The 15139-nt window shown below is 46.3% G+C and carries 13 protein-coding genes, 5 tRNA genes and 1 other annotated feature; all 18 genes read left to right on the top strand.

All coding sequences use genetic code 11. The features are described 5' to 3' along the window. Positions 1-113: 113 nt before the first annotated feature. The 18 genes from B5G11_RS09050 to B5G11_RS08965 all read left to right on the top strand — a co-directional run bounded on the left by B5G11_RS09050 (position 114) and on the right by B5G11_RS08965 (position 15093). Positions 114-578 (top strand): MarR family winged helix-turn-helix transcriptional regulator, encoded by a 465-nt coding sequence (locus B5G11_RS09050; RefSeq protein ID WP_087167364.1) that lies wholly within the window; start codon positions 114-116, stop codon positions 576-578. A gap of 103 nt (positions 579-681) precedes the next feature. Further along, positions 682-2016 (top strand): NADP-specific glutamate dehydrogenase, encoded by a 1335-nt coding sequence (gene gdhA, locus B5G11_RS09045; protein WP_087252971.1) that lies wholly within the window; start codon positions 682-684, stop codon positions 2014-2016. Positions 2017-2204: 188 nt separating this feature from the next. Then, a tRNA-Val gene (locus B5G11_RS09040) sits at positions 2205-2277 on the top strand. A gap of 24 nt (positions 2278-2301) precedes the next feature. Next, positions 2302-2375, top strand: a tRNA-Met gene (locus B5G11_RS09035). Positions 2376-2382: 7 nt separating this feature from the next. Continuing rightward, a tRNA-Val gene (locus B5G11_RS09030) sits at positions 2383-2455 on the top strand. 26 nt (positions 2456-2481) lie between these two features. After that, a tRNA-Met gene (locus B5G11_RS09025) sits at positions 2482-2555 on the top strand. Between the two features lie 318 nt (positions 2556-2873). Next, positions 2874-3584: an ABC transporter ATP-binding protein gene (locus tag B5G11_RS09020; RefSeq protein WP_087252969.1), complete on the top strand. Its 711-nt coding sequence runs from the start codon at positions 2874-2876 to the stop codon at positions 3582-3584. Continuing rightward, entirely contained in the window at positions 3577-5208 is a 1632-nt protein-coding gene (locus tag B5G11_RS09015) for a hypothetical protein (protein WP_087252967.1), read from the top strand. The genes B5G11_RS09020 and B5G11_RS09015 overlap by 8 nt, the downstream gene beginning before the upstream one ends. 103 nt (positions 5209-5311) lie before the next feature. After that, positions 5312-5875: a 2-C-methyl-D-erythritol 2,4-cyclodiphosphate synthase gene (gene ispF, locus B5G11_RS09010; protein WP_087252965.1), complete on the top strand. Its 564-nt coding sequence runs from the start codon at positions 5312-5314 to the stop codon at positions 5873-5875. Then, positions 5872-7041, top strand: coding sequence for a GNAT family N-acetyltransferase (locus B5G11_RS09005; RefSeq protein WP_087252963.1), 1170 nt, complete (start codon positions 5872-5874; stop codon positions 7039-7041). The genes ispF and B5G11_RS09005 overlap by 4 nt, the downstream gene beginning before the upstream one ends. Before the next feature lie 56 nt (positions 7042-7097). Beyond that, positions 7098-7321 (top strand) — a binding site (T-box leader). A gap of 107 nt (positions 7322-7428) precedes the next feature. Further along, a complete protein-coding gene (gene cysS, locus B5G11_RS09000; protein ID WP_087252961.1) occupies positions 7429-8835 on the top strand; it encodes a cysteine--tRNA ligase in 1407 nt (468 codons plus the stop codon). After that, the gene (locus B5G11_RS08995) at positions 8820-9290 is read left to right on the top strand and encodes a ribonuclease III domain-containing protein (RefSeq protein ID WP_087167357.1); all 471 of its coding nucleotides are present in this window, start codon (positions 8820-8822) and stop codon (positions 9288-9290) included. Before cysS ends, B5G11_RS08995 begins: the two co-directional genes overlap by 16 nt. Beyond that, complete coding sequence (rlmB, locus tag B5G11_RS08990; protein ID WP_087252959.1) at positions 9271-10023, top strand: 23S rRNA (guanosine(2251)-2'-O)-methyltransferase RlmB; 753 nt, start codon at positions 9271-9273, stop codon at positions 10021-10023. The genes B5G11_RS08995 and rlmB overlap by 20 nt, the downstream gene beginning before the upstream one ends. Positions 10024-10038: 15 nt before the next feature. Next, positions 10039-10644 carry a sigma-70 family RNA polymerase sigma factor gene (locus tag B5G11_RS08985; RefSeq protein ID WP_087252956.1) on the top strand — a complete coding sequence of 202 codons (606 nt, stop codon included), beginning with the start codon at positions 10039-10041 and terminating at the stop codon, positions 10642-10644. 165 nt (positions 10645-10809) lie between these two features. Then, the gene (locus B5G11_RS08980) at positions 10810-11274 is read left to right on the top strand and encodes a MarR family winged helix-turn-helix transcriptional regulator (RefSeq protein WP_087252954.1); all 465 of its coding nucleotides are present in this window, start codon (positions 10810-10812) and stop codon (positions 11272-11274) included. 19 nt (positions 11275-11293) lie between these two features. Continuing rightward, positions 11294-13027, top strand: a complete 1734-nt coding sequence (locus B5G11_RS08975) for an ABC transporter ATP-binding protein (protein ID WP_087252951.1) — start codon at positions 11294-11296, stop codon at positions 13025-13027. Beyond that, a complete protein-coding gene (locus tag B5G11_RS08970) occupies positions 13020-14912 on the top strand; it encodes an ABC transporter ATP-binding protein (protein WP_087252949.1) in 1893 nt (630 codons plus the stop codon). Before B5G11_RS08975 ends, B5G11_RS08970 begins: the two co-directional genes overlap by 8 nt. A gap of 108 nt (positions 14913-15020) precedes the next feature. After that, positions 15021-15093 (top strand) — tRNA-Thr (locus B5G11_RS08965). Positions 15094-15139 lie beyond the last annotated feature (46 nt).

The raw sequence follows: 15139 nt of genomic DNA, 5'->3' as shown, positions 1-15139 counted from the left end.
CAGAGCAGGATTTGTCCTCTTTCCGTTTCCCTTGAGTATTTGACAGAAGAAAACACGATGATTATAATGTAAGCGTAAAATTGCTTAATGGTTTTATTAAGGGAGGGACAGATATGCCGTCCAGTAAGATCGGAAAATATATTTCTATTCTAAACCGTCAGTCACAGAAGTATCTGCACCATCTGGTGGAGCAGTACGGGATCGGCTATTCCAGCTATTATTTTGTCATGTATATTGGGGCCAATCCAAAGTGCAGCCAGAGAGAGATGTGCGATTCCATGGCCATGGATCAGGCAATGGCGACGAGAGAGATGCGTCGCCTCGAGAAAAGTGGATATATAATCAGGGAAAAACGTCCGGGAAATGCAAAAACATACGAAATTTCGCTTTCAGAAAGCGGAGAAAAACTGTATCTGAAGCTGAAAGACAAGTTGACGGAATGGTGGGGAGAACTGCTGGCCGAGAGCGAAATCGATCCGGAGCCGTTTTCCGAACAACTGCGAATACTGGCAAAAGCCGCCCATGAGAAGGCCGCGGGAATGGAAAATCAGGAAAAACGAACCAAAAAGACAAGGTAAAAAATTCTTGACAATGACATGAAAATGCTTTACAGTGTTAAAGAAGAAAAGCGATGTATGTTTATGCAGACTTTTTTAGGAAAAGAAGTAGGAGGAAGATGTTATGTCATACGTAGATGAAGTGATTGACCTTGTAGTAAAGAAAAACCCAAACGAACCGGAATTTCACCAGGCTGTCAAAGAAGTTCTGGAATCTCTCCGTGTCGTGATTGAGGCAAATGAAGATAAATACAGAAAAGAAGCGCTTCTGGAAAGACTGACAGAGCCAGAAAGACAGCTGCTCTTCCGTGTGCCGTGGGTAGACGACAACGGACAGGTACATGTCAATAAGGCATACCGGGTACAGTTCAACAGCGCAATCGGACCATACAAAGGAGGACTCAGACTCCATCCGTCTGTAAATTTAAGCATTATTAAATTCCTTGGATTTGAGCAGATTTTCAAAAACTCACTGACAGGTCTTCCAATCGGCGGAGGAAAAGGCGGATCTGACTTTGATCCAAAAGGAAAATCCGACAGAGAGATCATGGCATTCTGTCAGAGCTTCATGACAGAGCTGTGCAAATACATTGGAGCAGACACAGACGTGCCGGCCGGAGACATCGGAACAGGGGCAAGAGAGATCGGCTACATGTTCGGACAGTACAAGAGAATCCGCGGCGTATTTGAAGGCGTGCTCACAGGAAAGGGTCTGACATACGGAGGATCCCTTGTTCGTACAGAAGCAACAGGATACGGACTGCTTTACTTCACGGAAGAAATGTTAAAACTCGCAGGCAAAGACATGAAAGATAAAGTCATTGCCATCTCCGGAGCAGGAAATGTTGCGATCTATGCAGCAGAAAAAGCAGTACAGATGGGTGCAAAAGTCGTGACCATGAGCGATTCTACCGGATGGATCTACGATCCAGAAGGCATTGATCTGGATGCAGTGAAAGAAATCAAAGAAGTAAAACGCGCAAGACTGACCGAGTACAAGACATACCGTCCGAACTCCGAATACCATGAAGGCGCAGGCGTATGGTCCGTAAAATGCGACATCGCACTTCCTTGCGCAACACAGAACGAACTGCACCTTGAAGATGCAAAACAGCTTGTGGCAAACGGATGTATCGCAGTTGCAGAAGGAGCAAACATGCCGACTACAATGGAAGCAACCGAATACTTACAGGCAAATGGCGTACTCTTTGCACCTGGAAAAGCATCCAACGCCGGCGGTGTTGCAACATCCGCACTGGAAATGTCACAGAACAGCGAGCGTTTGAGCTGGTCTTTTGAAGAAGTTGATGCGAAACTGAAAAACATCATGGTAAACATCTGCCACAACGCAGCAGACGCAGCAAAGAGATACGGATGCGAAGGCAACTATGTTGTAGGAGCAAACATTGCCGGATTTGAAAAAGTAGCAGCCGCAATGGAAGCTCAGGGAATTGTTTAAAAATTTCCGCAAAATAAAGACGCAGATTCATTGAGATCCTGCTATAACAGTCTGAAACGGAAAAAGCCGCAAAGACCACCAAAAAAAGTGAAAAAATCTATGTCAAAAAAGATAAAAAAAGTGTTGACATTTATCAGATGTTAATAGTATAATAATCAAGCGGGTTGCGAAAGCGACCCGCGATATATGGGATCTTAGCTCAGCTGGGAGAGCATCTGCCTTACAAGCAGAGGGTCATAGGTTCGAGCCCTATAGGTCCCATTTCGTAAGAAATTACGAACATATGGCGGGATAGCTCAGTTGGCTAGAGCATACGGTTCATACCCGTAGTGTCGCTGGTTCGAATCCAGTTCCCGCTATTCATATGGGATCTTAGCTCAGCTGGGAGAGCATCTGCCTTACAAGCAGAGGGTCATAGGTTCGAGCCCTATAGGTCCCATTTCTTATGAAAATTACAAAACATATGGCGGGATAGCTCAGTTGGCTAGAGCATACGGTTCATACCCGTAGTGTCGCTGGTTCGAATCCAGTTCCCGCTACTACAAATTCATAAGTACAAAAAAGAGACGAAAGTCTCTTTTTTTGTTGTGTTTTACTTTCGGCGGGGACGTGTTCCGATACACAGGTACACGACGTAAATGACAAAAAAACCCCCGAAACCCGCATAAAATAAGGCAAAACTCAAATTGTCAGATTTTTTTCATCGGGGACAGGTTCCGATACACCGGAACACGTCCCCGATAATTTGGCAATAATTCTAAATAATTCTTAATATTTCTGGAATATGGTTTTTTACGTTGTATCTGGCAGACTTTTTAGATATAATATTGAAAAAATCGAACGAAAAGGGGAAGGATATGGAATTACGTTTAAATAATGTGAAGAAATCTTTTGGCAGCAAGGTGGTTTTGCATGATTGTTCCTTTGTGTTTGAAAAGGGAAAGATTTATGGGCTTCTTGGGCGTAATGGAGCTGGTAAGACGACGTTGTTTAATTGCCTGAGCGATGAGATTCAGCCGGATTCAGGGGCTGCTATGCTCTGGGACGGAGAGAGCGAGCGGGAGATAATGCCGGATGAGATTGGATATGTGTTTTCGGTGCCGGTGCTTCCGGATTTTTTGACGGGTGAAGAGTTTGTGCGGTTTTTTATGGATATTAACAGGGACAGGATTGAGCCGGGGACGAGTGCGGAAGCGTATTTTGATCTGGTGCAGATTGACCAGGAGGACAGGAAGAAGCTGATCAAGGGATATTCTCATGGAATGAAGAATAAGCTTCAGATGATTTGTTTTATGATCTCAAGGCCGCCGGTGATTCTTCTGGATGAGCCGCTGACTTCACTGGATGTAGTTGTTGCGCTGGAGATGAAGCGTCTTCTGCGCAGTATGCAGAAGGATCATGTGATCATTTTTTCTACGCATATTCTGCAGCTTGCGACGGATCTCTGTGATGAGATCGTCATTTTAAGTGACGGGAGACTCAGGCAGATCGACCATGAGATGTTGAAGCAGAAGGATTTTGAAGAACAGATCATTGAATTATTGAAGGATGAGGAAAGCCATGGTTAGAACATTACAGCAGATTATTATGTTAAAAGCAACAATTGTGACGAATACGTTCCTGTATTATCTGAAGAGACTGTGGGTGATCGGGAAGCATGTTCCGGACAGTGTGTATGGGAATCGGGAACTGAAGATGGTGCTTGCGGTGTTGTTTACAATTCTTGGTCAGGTTTTCAGTCTGGCGGGGAAGGCGCTTTACATATTTCTTTTTGCTGTCCTTCCGGCACTTTTTGCTGGTACGGCGGAAAGTGGAGTGAGATTTGACAGTCTGGTTCAGATCCTGTTCTTTTTGTCCTGTATCATGGGACCGCTTCAGGATAGTGTGGTCTTTAAAGTAACGAAAGAGAAATTTACCGCGATACGGTACATGAAAATGGATGTGGAAAAGTATACAAAGGTATATCTTCTTTACTGTTATATCCCGTTCGCATTGTATTTTCTGATTTGCATCATGACAGCTTCCTGGTTTACGGGAGGAAGTATTGCAGACGGTATATGTCTCTGGATTGTCATTGTGATGATGCGTGCTGCGGGCGAGGCGTTTCAGGTATGGCTGTATGACCGGAAAGGGATTGTGTTCTCCAGAAAAACCGGATGGGTATGGACAATTATTTTTCTGTCCGTTGCCGGTGCATATACTGTGTTCGTGCCGTGGGGACCATTTTTGACTGCAGAGAGACTGTTTCATCCTGTTTTACTTGTTCTGATTTGTATTGTGGGTGTGATTTCGGTGTGGTATATTCTGTCAGGATACCGTTGTTACCGCCGGAAACTCCACAGGACGGTAGAAGAGCAATGGCTGTTTTCTTCCATTGTCAATCAATCCACCCAGGCGGCAAATGAGAAGTCTGTGGGAATTCGGGAGCAGGATCTGCATGCAGACAGCAGAAAGATGGCGGGAGTGGAAAAGCTTCACGGCTATGAATACTTTAATGCTTTGTTTTTCCTGAGGCACAGGAGGCAGATTCTAAGACCGGTGTACTATCGTCTGGCGGCAGTCGTGGGCTTTTTTATCGCAGGTGTGATGTTCAGAGTGGGAATGCCGGAAGTAGCGTATCTGGGAGCAGAAAACCTTCCGGATTTCCTTCCGATTTTCGTTTTTGTTATGTATATGATGACGGTGGCTGACAAGGCCTGCAAGGCAATGTTTTATAATTGCGATAAAAGTATGCTGAAATTCGGTTTCTACCGGAATCCCAAGACACTTCTATCCAATTTCCGGATCCGTCTGGTAAAAATCGCGGGGTATAATCTGGTGATCGGAGCTGCAATCTGTGCAGCGGTGGCAGGATTTCGTGGAATCTGCGGTATCTGGAATTTTGGACAGAACATGTTTTTGTTTTGTGCGGCAGTACTGATGCTTTCTGTGTTCTTTACCGTGCATCACCTGTTTTTGTACTACGTATTCCAGCCGTATTCTGAAGAGATGAATGTAAAAAATCCGTTTTTTCAGGCAATTAATATGGCGGTCTATCTGATTTGTTTTCTGTGTTATGAGCTTCAGGCAAACGGTACTCTCACAGGAAATCTTCCGTTTACCGCAGGCGTGCTGGTTGTGACACTTGCCTATATTGTGGCGGCGCTCATTCTGGTGTACCGCTATGCCCCGAAAATGTTCCGCGTTAAATAATGTTCCCGAAAAATCAGTAGTTTTTGGGAAGAATATGTTAAAATAAGATGGAAAAGAGTACAATACAGGACAGATGAACGTGAAAAGGAAAGGAGGAGTCTTATTGAGAGTAGGAATGGGATATGATGTCCATAAATTGACAGAAGGAAGAGACTTGATTATCGGAGGGGTGAAGATTCCATATGAAAAGGGGCTTTTGGGTCATTCGGACGCGGACGTGCTTTTGCATGCGGTCATGGATGCGCTTCTCGGCGCCGCGGCCCTTGGAGATATCGGTCTTCACTTTCCGGATACAGACGAAACATACAAAGGAGCATCCAGCCTGAAACTTCTGGAACAGGTTGGAGAGCTTCTTGATGAACACTTATATGTGATTGAAAATATCGATGCAACAATCATTGCGCAGCGGCCAAAGATGCGTCCGCATATTGATGCCATGCGGGAAAATATTGCAAGGACGCTTGCCATTGATGTGGATCAGGTCAACATCAAGGCAACTACGGAAGAAGGTCTTGGATTTACCGGAAGCGGAGAGGGAATTTCCGCCCAGGCAGTCTGCTGCATTGAAAAGGCAACGAATTTCAGCTATGACGTGACGTGGCAGGAAGGCGGATGCCGGGGATGCCCTGTATGTCACGGTGTGTCGGATGACCGGGTGATGGAATGAAAATAAGAAAGCTGAAACAAGAGGAGCACAGAATGACCCGATCGCTCTGGGAAGAGATTTTTACGGAGGACGACGAGGCGTTTCTTGATTATTATTATCAGGTGAAAACGGCGGAGAATTCCATCTATATCATAGAAGAAGAGGACCAACCCGTCTCCATGCTGCAGCTTAATCCATATCCGGTGCATTTTTTTGGGAAAACATCCCTGCTCCACTACATTATAGCGGTGGCAACAAAGAAGGAATACCGGGGCCGGGGGTATATGACGCGGCTTTTGCAAATGTCTGCCAAAGACATGTATCAGGCAGGAGAGCCGTTCACTTATTTGATGCCGGCTGCGGAGGGAATTTATTATCCGCATGGATTCCGGTTTGTCTACCGCCAGTGCCGGATAGAGGGAAAACCATCCGGAGAAAAAGGACAAGATGGGACTTTGGCAGGATGTCAGGTGCGGTACGCCGGGGAATCGGACTGTCAGGCACTTGCTTGCCTTGCAGAAGAGCTGCTGGGACAGATGCCTTTCATCCGCGCTGTCCGGACAGAACGTTACTATAGGACGATCTTAAAAGAACAGCAGAGCGAAGGCGGAGGAATCCTGCTTACGGAAAAGGACGGAAAACCGACCGGATTTGTCGTTTATGGATGTTATGAAGGAAAGGCAGAGCTTCGGGAGCCGCTGTTCCAGAAAAAAGAAGACTGGGAGCAGATCCTCGCGTTTCTGAATGAGGAACCGGTAAAAACCGTCCAGATTTCAGGGGCCCGCCCGGAGGATGCGGCATGGCTTAAAGAAGAACTGGAAGGAGCCGAAGAAAAGGAAGTTCCGGTGATCATGGTCCGGATCGTCCATCTTCAGCACTTTCTGGAACGGTTCCTTGCCCGGAGCAATTTTGAGATCCGGCTTCATATAGAAGATGGACTGATTCCGGAAAATACCGGATACTGGGAGATCCGGGGACAGGAGGGACAGACTTTATCTGTCCGGAAAACCAAAGCCTCCAAAGAGGCGGAAACGGTTTCTCCGGGGGAACTTGTGACGGTATTGTTTGGCTACCGGTCAGAGCGTAAAGAGGAGCGGGAAGTCTATGAAAACATGGGCCCGCAGATGCGAGTGCTTCTGAAGGGCACCCAACCCGCACCACCGGTATTTTTGAATGAGATTGTATAGAAATGGGAGTTGACAAAATGAGAGTTATCCCATACACTATAACAACAGAAGGATAGAAAAAGGCAGAGAACGGAAAGAGTAGCATATGCATACTTTACAGAGAAGGAAGGCCGCCGGCTGAGAGCCCTCCGAAAGAACGGATATGTGAAGTGCGTCCGGGAGCCGGGGCTGCGAAGGAAAAGTAGCAGATCACGTAGGCAGTCGTTACCTGCACAGATGAGTGGAAAGGGCATCTGCCCTTTTTAATAGAGTGGAACCGCGGATCAACTTCGTCTCTTGGATGTTATCAGGGACGAAGTTTTTCTTTTTATGTGCCGGAAAAATTTTCCTGTGCGATAGAAATGCTCCGTAAGACTCTGCAAAAAAAGAAAAGGAGGAGAATGACAGATGAAACTGTACAATACGATGACACGAAAAAAGGAAGAATTCGTGCCTCTGGAAGAGGGAAAGGTAAAGATGTATGTATGCGGCCCGACCGTTTATAATTTTATTCATATTGGAAATGCAAGACCGATGATTGTCTTTGATACGGTACGCCGCTATTTTGAATACAAAGGATATGAAGTGAATTTTGTTTCCAACTTTACAGACGTAGATGATAAGATCATTAAAAAAGCACTGGAAGAGGGCGTGACGGCAGATGAGATCGCGGCACGCTATATTGCGGAGTGCAAAAAGGATATGGAAGACCTCAACATCAAGCCGGCTACCGCAAATCCGCTGGCGACCCAGGAGATCGGCGGAATGATCGAGATGATCCGGGAACTGATTGAAAAGGGGCATGCCTATGAGAAGAACGGAACCGTTTACTTCCGTACAAGAAGTTTCAAAGACTATGGAAAGCTGTCCCATAAAAATCTGGATGACCTGCAGTCCGGCGGAAGAGAGCTTCTCGTATCCGGCCAGGACGAAAAGGAAGATCCTCTGGATTTCGTACTCTGGAAGCCGAAAAAAGACGGCGAGCCGTTCTGGGATGCACCGTGGAGCAAAGGACGTCCGGGATGGCACATCGAATGCTCGGAAATGTCCAGAAAATATCTGGGCGAGCAGATTGACATTCATGCCGGCGGCGAAGATCTTATTTTCCCGCATCATGAAAATGAGATAGCACAGTCCGAGGCATGCAACGGCAAGGAATTTGCGCGTTACTGGATGCACAATGGATTTTTAAATATTGATAATAAGAAGATGTCAAAATCTCTCGGAAACTTCCGCACTGTACGGGAGATCGGGGAGAAATATGACCTGCAGGTATTCCGGTTCTTTATGCTGAGCGCGCATTACAGAAGCCCGCTGAATTTCAGCGCGGAGCTGATGGAAGCAGCAAAGAACAGTCTGGAGCGTATTACCAATGCTGCAGACCAGCTGAAACACCTGATGGAAACAGCACAGACAGAGCGGATGACAGATGTAGAGAAAGAAAACGCGGCAAAGACTGCAGAGTTCATCAAAGAATTTGAAGACGCTATGGAAGATGACTTCAATACAGCCGATGCCATCACTGCTATCTTTGAACTTGTAAAATTTGCCAACACAACAGCAGACGGAGAAAGCTCCAAAGAGTACGCAAAGGCACTTTTTGATCTGATTGTGCGTCTTTGCGATATCCTCGGACTGATTGTGGACAAAGAAGAGGAAATGCTGGATGCGGACATCGAGGCTCTGATCGAGGAGAGAACAAAGGCAAGGAAGGAAAAGAATTTCAAACGTGCTGATGAGATCAGGGATGAGCTTCTGGAAAAAGGAATTGTCTTAAAGGACACAAGAGAAGGAGTACAATGGAAGAGAGTATAACGATGGAACTGGATTCGTATCTGTGTGAAGTCTTTCAGACAGAGGAACATGATATCAGAAGTTATTCCCCTTTGTCCCTTGCCTTTATCGGGGACTGTGTCTATGACCTGGTGATCAAATCGCTGATTATCAGAAAGGGAAACCGCCCGGTGAATGTTATGCAGAAAGAGACGAGCAGGCTTGTGCAGGCATCTGCACAGTCTGCCATGATGAGGGTGATGCAGGAACATCTGACGGAAGAGGAACATGCGGTTTACCGGAGAGGGAGAAACGCAAAATCCGTTTCCCCGGCGAAGAATCAGTCCATCACGGACTATAGACGGGCAACAGGATTTGAAGCGCTGATCGGATATCTTTATCTGAAAAAAAACTACAGACGGATCGTTGATCTGATCAAAACCGGCCTTGTCGGGCTGGAGGAAGCAGAGGAGAAGGATGAAAGACCAGAAGAATAGAAATGAATCGATGATTGAAGGAAGAAATGCGGTGCTGGAAGCATTCCGCTCCGGGAAACCGGTGGATAAGCTGTACGTTCTGGACGGATGTCAGGACGGACCGGTGCGGACCATCGTACGGGAAGCAAAAAAGCACGATACGATTTTAAACTTTGTTACAAAAGAGCGGCTTGACCAGCTCTCGGGAACAAAAAAGCATCAGGGCGTTATTGCAGTAACAGCCGCGTATGAATACTCGGATATTGAGGATATGTTCAACCTTGCGAAGAAGAAGGGGGAGGATCCGTTCCTGATCCTTCTGGATAATATCGAGGATCCGCACAATCTGGGAGCCATTATCCGGACGGCCAATCTGGCGGGTGCCCACGGGGTGATCATTCCGAAACGCCGGGCGGCAGGATTGACCGCGACAGTCGCAAAAACATCGGCAGGGGCGTTAAACTATACTCCGGTTGCAAAGGTGACCAATCTGGTGAAAACAATGGAAGAATTAAAGGAACGGGGACTCTGGTTTGTCTGTGCCGACATGGGAGGCGATGTGATGTACGATGTCGATCTCAAAGGGCCGATCGGGCTTGTGATCGGGAACGAAGGAGAGGGAGTTTCCAGACTCGTAAAGGAAGCATGTGATTTCACTGCGTCAATTCCTATGAAAGGAGAGATTGATTCTCTCAACGCATCTGTGGCGGCCGGCGTACTGGCTTACGAGATTGTTCGCCAGAGGACAAGGTAAAGGAGCGGCAGAAAGATGGCTGATTATGAAACCAGAACAGATGAAGAGCTGATCCAGAGCCTTCGAAGCGGAGAAGCCGAGATTATGGATTTCCTTCTGGAAAAGTATAAGCCCGTGGTTAAGAAAAAAGCGCGGGCGATGTTCCTTTTGGGCGGGGACAGTGATGACCTGATTCAGGAGGGAATGATCGGTTTGTTTAAAGCGGTGCAGGATTACGATCCGGAGCAGGAGGCTTCCTTTGAAACCTTCGCAATGATCTGTGTGACAAGACAGCTGTATTCAGCGATCCGGGCATCGAGGAGGAAGAAACATCTGCCGCTGAATTCCTATGTTTCTCTCTATGATAAACAGGAGATTTCCGAGGAAAAGGAATCCGAGCTGATCGGTCTCCAGAATACTTCATCCAACAATAATCCGGAGGATCTGGTGATTCACAAGGAATCCGAGGATTCTTTCATGAAAGATCTGGAGGGACGTCTGAGTGATCTGGAAAAGAGGGTGTTGTACCTGCATCTGCTTGGAACCGATTATAAAACGATTGCAGGGCTTCTGGGAAAGAAGCCGAAGACGGTGGACAATGCCCTGCAGAGAATTAAAACAAAAGCAGAGGACCTGCTCTGATTATATTGTAAAACAGTGAAAACCGCCAAAATATTCATTGAAAAATGCGAGTGTTTTGGCGGTTTTTCTGTTATATAAATAACAATTGAAAAAATGTTGACAGGTCAAGAAAAAAACCTTATAATCCTACTGTTAGGAAACGAACAAATCATAGGAGTGGAAACGATGGACCAAGAGTTACGTAAGGCACAGGAGCATCACGTCGGGAGAATCATCCATATGCTGTCCCATCAGCTGAAAAGGCGGGGAACGATGCCGGAAGTGGAGATGGGGCTGACGCCGATGCAGAAGCATGTCCTGACCTTTATTCTGTTTGAGACGATGGAGCGGGATCTGTACCAGCGGGATATCGAAGAGGAGTTCCGCATCAGAAGATCTACCGCAAGCGGGATTTTGCAGCTGATGGAAAAAAACGGATTTATTTACCGCAAAAGTGTTGCGAGGGATGCAAGGCTCAAACAGATTATCCCTACGGAAAAGGCAGAGAAACTCAGGATGGATATTCTGGTAAATATTCAGGAGATGGAAAAGAAGCTGACCGGAGGGATTCCGAAAGAGGACCTGGAAGTGTGTCTTCGTGTTCTGCGGAAAATGATCTGCAATCTTTCGGAAGAAGAACAGATCAAATGAATAACTTCAGGAGGTAGAGATGAACAGAAAGCTTTTTAAATCAATCAGGGAATATAAAAAAGAATCCGTTCTCGCACCGTTTTTTGTCATTCTGGAAGTGTTGATGGAAGTATTGATCCCGCTTCTGATGGCAAACATTATCGATATCGGAATTCAGGACGGCAATCTTCCCTACATTATTAAGATGGGCGTCCTTCTGGTCGTTATGGCCATGCTTGCTCTCTGGTTCGGAGTAAAGGCCGGTACCTATGCGGCAAGAGCCGGAGCGGGATATGCGAAAAACCTGCGGCATGATATTTTTTACAAGGTTCAGGAGTTTTCCTTTAAAAACATTGACCACTTTTCCACATCCAGCCTTGTAACACGTATGACGACAGATGTTACCAATGTGCAGATGGCGTATATGATGAGCATCCGTCTGCTTGCAAGAGCACCGATTATGATCGTTCTGTCATGGATCATGACACTGACGATCAATGTAAAAATCGCGCTCCTGTTCCTTATTGTAATCCCGCTGCTGGGAGGGACACTGATTTTCATTGCCAAGAAGGCCCATCCTCATTTTATCAAAGTATTTGATGAATACGATGTTCTGAACAACGAGGTACAGGAAAATGTCAATGCGGCCAGAGTGGTAAAGGCATACGTAAGAGAAGACTACGAAATCAAGAAATTCCATAAAGTATCTCAGACTGTCTACGATCTGTTTACAAAGGCAGAGAAAATCGTGGCCTGGAACTCTCCGACCATGCAGTTTTTTGTATATGCGGTTGTACTTTGCATGGTGCTGATTGGAGGAAAGGATATTGTATTTGAAACGATGGAAACAGGAGAGCTGACAAGCGTTATTGTCTATGCACTTCAGATTCTTTCTTCCTTGATGATGGTATCTTTTGTTTTCGTTATGATTATGATTGCGGAGGCTTCCAGTGACCGTATTGCGGAGGTACTGGATGAAGTGCCGGAGATGCAGGATAAAGAGGATGCTGTTAAGGTCGTTCCGGACGGATCCATCGATTTTGAACATGTGGATTTCAGCTATGCCGGGGAAGGTGGAAATCTTTCCCTGAAAGATGTCGATATTCACATCAAATCCGGACAGACAATTGGAATTATCGGCGGTACCGGAAGTTCCAAATCTACGTTTGTGCAGCTGATACCAAGACTTTACGATGTGACAAAGGGATGTGTTAAAGTCGGGGGTATTGATGTCAGAGAATACAACCTGGAAGCACTGCGTGACCAGGTATCCATGGTGCTTCAGAAAAATGTGCTTTTTACCGGAACAATTTACGACAATATCCGCTGGGGTGATGAAAACGCATCTGATGAAGAAGTGCAGAGAGTATGTAAGCTTGCCCAGGCAGACACCTTTGTGCAGGAATTCCCGGCTGGCTACAATACGATGATTGTTCAGGGAGGAAACAATGTTTCCGGCGGACAGAAGCAGAGACTTTGTATCGCGAGAGCCCTTCTGAAAAAACCAAAGATTCTGATCCTGGACGATTCCACAAGTGCGGTGGATACGAAGACGGATGCCATGATTCGAAAGGCATTCCGGGAAGAAATTCCGGACACAACAAAGATCATTATCGCGCAGAGAGTCTCTTCTGTTGAGGATGCAGACCTGATTATCGTCATGGATGATGGTAAGATCAACGGAATCGGCACATCTGAAGAGCTTTTAAAGACAAATGCGATTTATCGGGAAGTTTACGAATCGCAGGTAAAGGGAGGTGAGGAAGATGAATAAGAATGACGAAAAGGTACGTGTTTCCAAAGGGACCTTAAAGACGGCAAAACGACTGCTCGGCTATGTGACCAGCCGCTTTAAAGTACAGTTTTTTGCAGTATTTATCTGTATCATTATCAGTTCCATTGCGTCTATTTCGGTATCTCTGTCACTGAAATTTCTGCTGGATGACTTTATTATCCCGCTGATCGGGCAGGAGTCGCCGGATTTCTCAGAGCTTTACATGGCGCTTGGAGTACTTGGAACCATCTTCCTGGCCGGAGTGATTTCTACATTTGTTTACACAAGACTGATGGTAACGATCGGGCAGGGTGTATTAAAACAGGTCAGAGATGATATGTTTGAACATATGCAGAAACTTCCGATCCGCTATTTTGACCAGAATACCAACGGCTCCATCATGAGTCTTTACACCAATGATACGGATACCCTGCGTCAGATGATTAACCAGTCCATCCCGCAGGTGCTGATGTCTTCCATTACCATCGTGGTTACGTTTATTTCCATGGTGGCGCTGAGCCCGATTCTGACGGTTCTGGCTGTTATTATGATCTTCCTGCTCATCTTTGTCGCAAAGACGATCGGAGGAAACAGTGGAAAATATTTCCTGAAACAGCAGATTGCCATCGCAAATATTACCGGGTTTGTGGAAGAGAGGATGAACGGACAGCGTGTCATCAAGATTTTCAACCATGAGCGCGTATCGGAAGAAGAGTTTGATGAGTTGAATGAGAAACTTTATGACAGTGCTGCAAACGCAAATACCTTTGCAAACATGATGGGACCGATTATCGGAAACATTGGAAACCTGCAGTTTGTACTTACGGCGGTACTTGGAGGATTCCTGTCCGTCATGGGAGTGGGTGGCATCACCCTTGGTGTTATGGCTTCCTACCTTCAGTTTACAAAGAGCTTTACCCAGCCGTTCATGCAGGTGGCACAGCAGTTTAACTCCATTGTCATGGCGCTTGCCGGCGCGGAGCGGATCTTCGCGATGATGGATGAAGAGCCGGAAGTGGACGAAGGATATGTGACACTGGTCAATGTCCGCAAGGATGCAGACGGCAATATGATCGAGTGCAAAGAGAGAACTGGTATGTGGGCATGGAAGCATCCGCATCAGGCGGATGGTACCGTGACCTACACGGAACTGAAGGGGGATGTACGGTTCTACGATATGACATTCGGGTATACGGATGAAAAGATGGTGCTCCACGATCTGACACTCTACGCAAAACCAGGACAGAAGATTGCGTTTGTAGGTTCCACCGGAGCCGGAAAGACGACCATCACAAACCTGATCAACCGGTTCTACGATGTGCAGGATGGTAAGATCCGTTACGATGGCATCAATATCAACAAGATCAAAAAGTACGATCTGAGACGTTCTCTTGGAATTGTATTGCAGGATACCCATCTGTTTACCGGAACAATCATGGAAAATATCCGGTACGGAAGACTGGATGCAACGGACGAGGATGTATACGAGGCAGCAAAACTTGCCCACGCGGATCAGTTTATCAATATGCTTCCGAATGGTTATCAGACCATGTTAAGCGGTGACGGAGAAGAACTTTCCCAGGGGCAGAGACAGCTTCTTGCAATCGCGAGGGCAGCTGTATCCAATCCGCCGGTACTGATTCTGGACGAAGCAACATCCAGCATTGATACCCGTACGGAAAGCATCGTACAGAAAGGTATGGATAACCTGATGAAAGGACGTACGGTATTTGTCATTGCCCATCGGCTTTCCACGATCCGGAACAGCGATGCTATCATGGTTCTGGAACACGGACGCATTATCGAACGGGGCAATCACGAAGATCTGATCAAACAGAAAGGGACATACTACCAGCTTTATACAGGAAAACTGGAATTGTCATAAACAGAAAACCTTCCGGTACAGCACGAAAAGAAGCTGTACCGGAAGGTTTAAAATTTCCTCTTGACATTTCTGATAATTTACGATATAGTAAATGAGCGTGTTAAATATGCTGCCTTGGCTCAGTCGGTAGAGCGTCGCCTTGGTAAGGCGGAGGTCGGCGGTTCAAGTCCGCTAGGCAGCTTAAAAAACTCCTGAGAAATCAGGAGTTTTTTCATTTTTATGTCCGC

Origin of the sequence: Drancourtella sp. An57 (genome assembly GCF_002161525.1) — a bacterium.
Lineage (GTDB): Bacteria > Bacillota > Clostridia > Lachnospirales > Lachnospiraceae > Sellimonas > Sellimonas catena.
The sequence above is the reverse complement of the archived record's forward strand: the minus strand, read 5'-3'. Positions and strand labels throughout refer to the sequence as shown.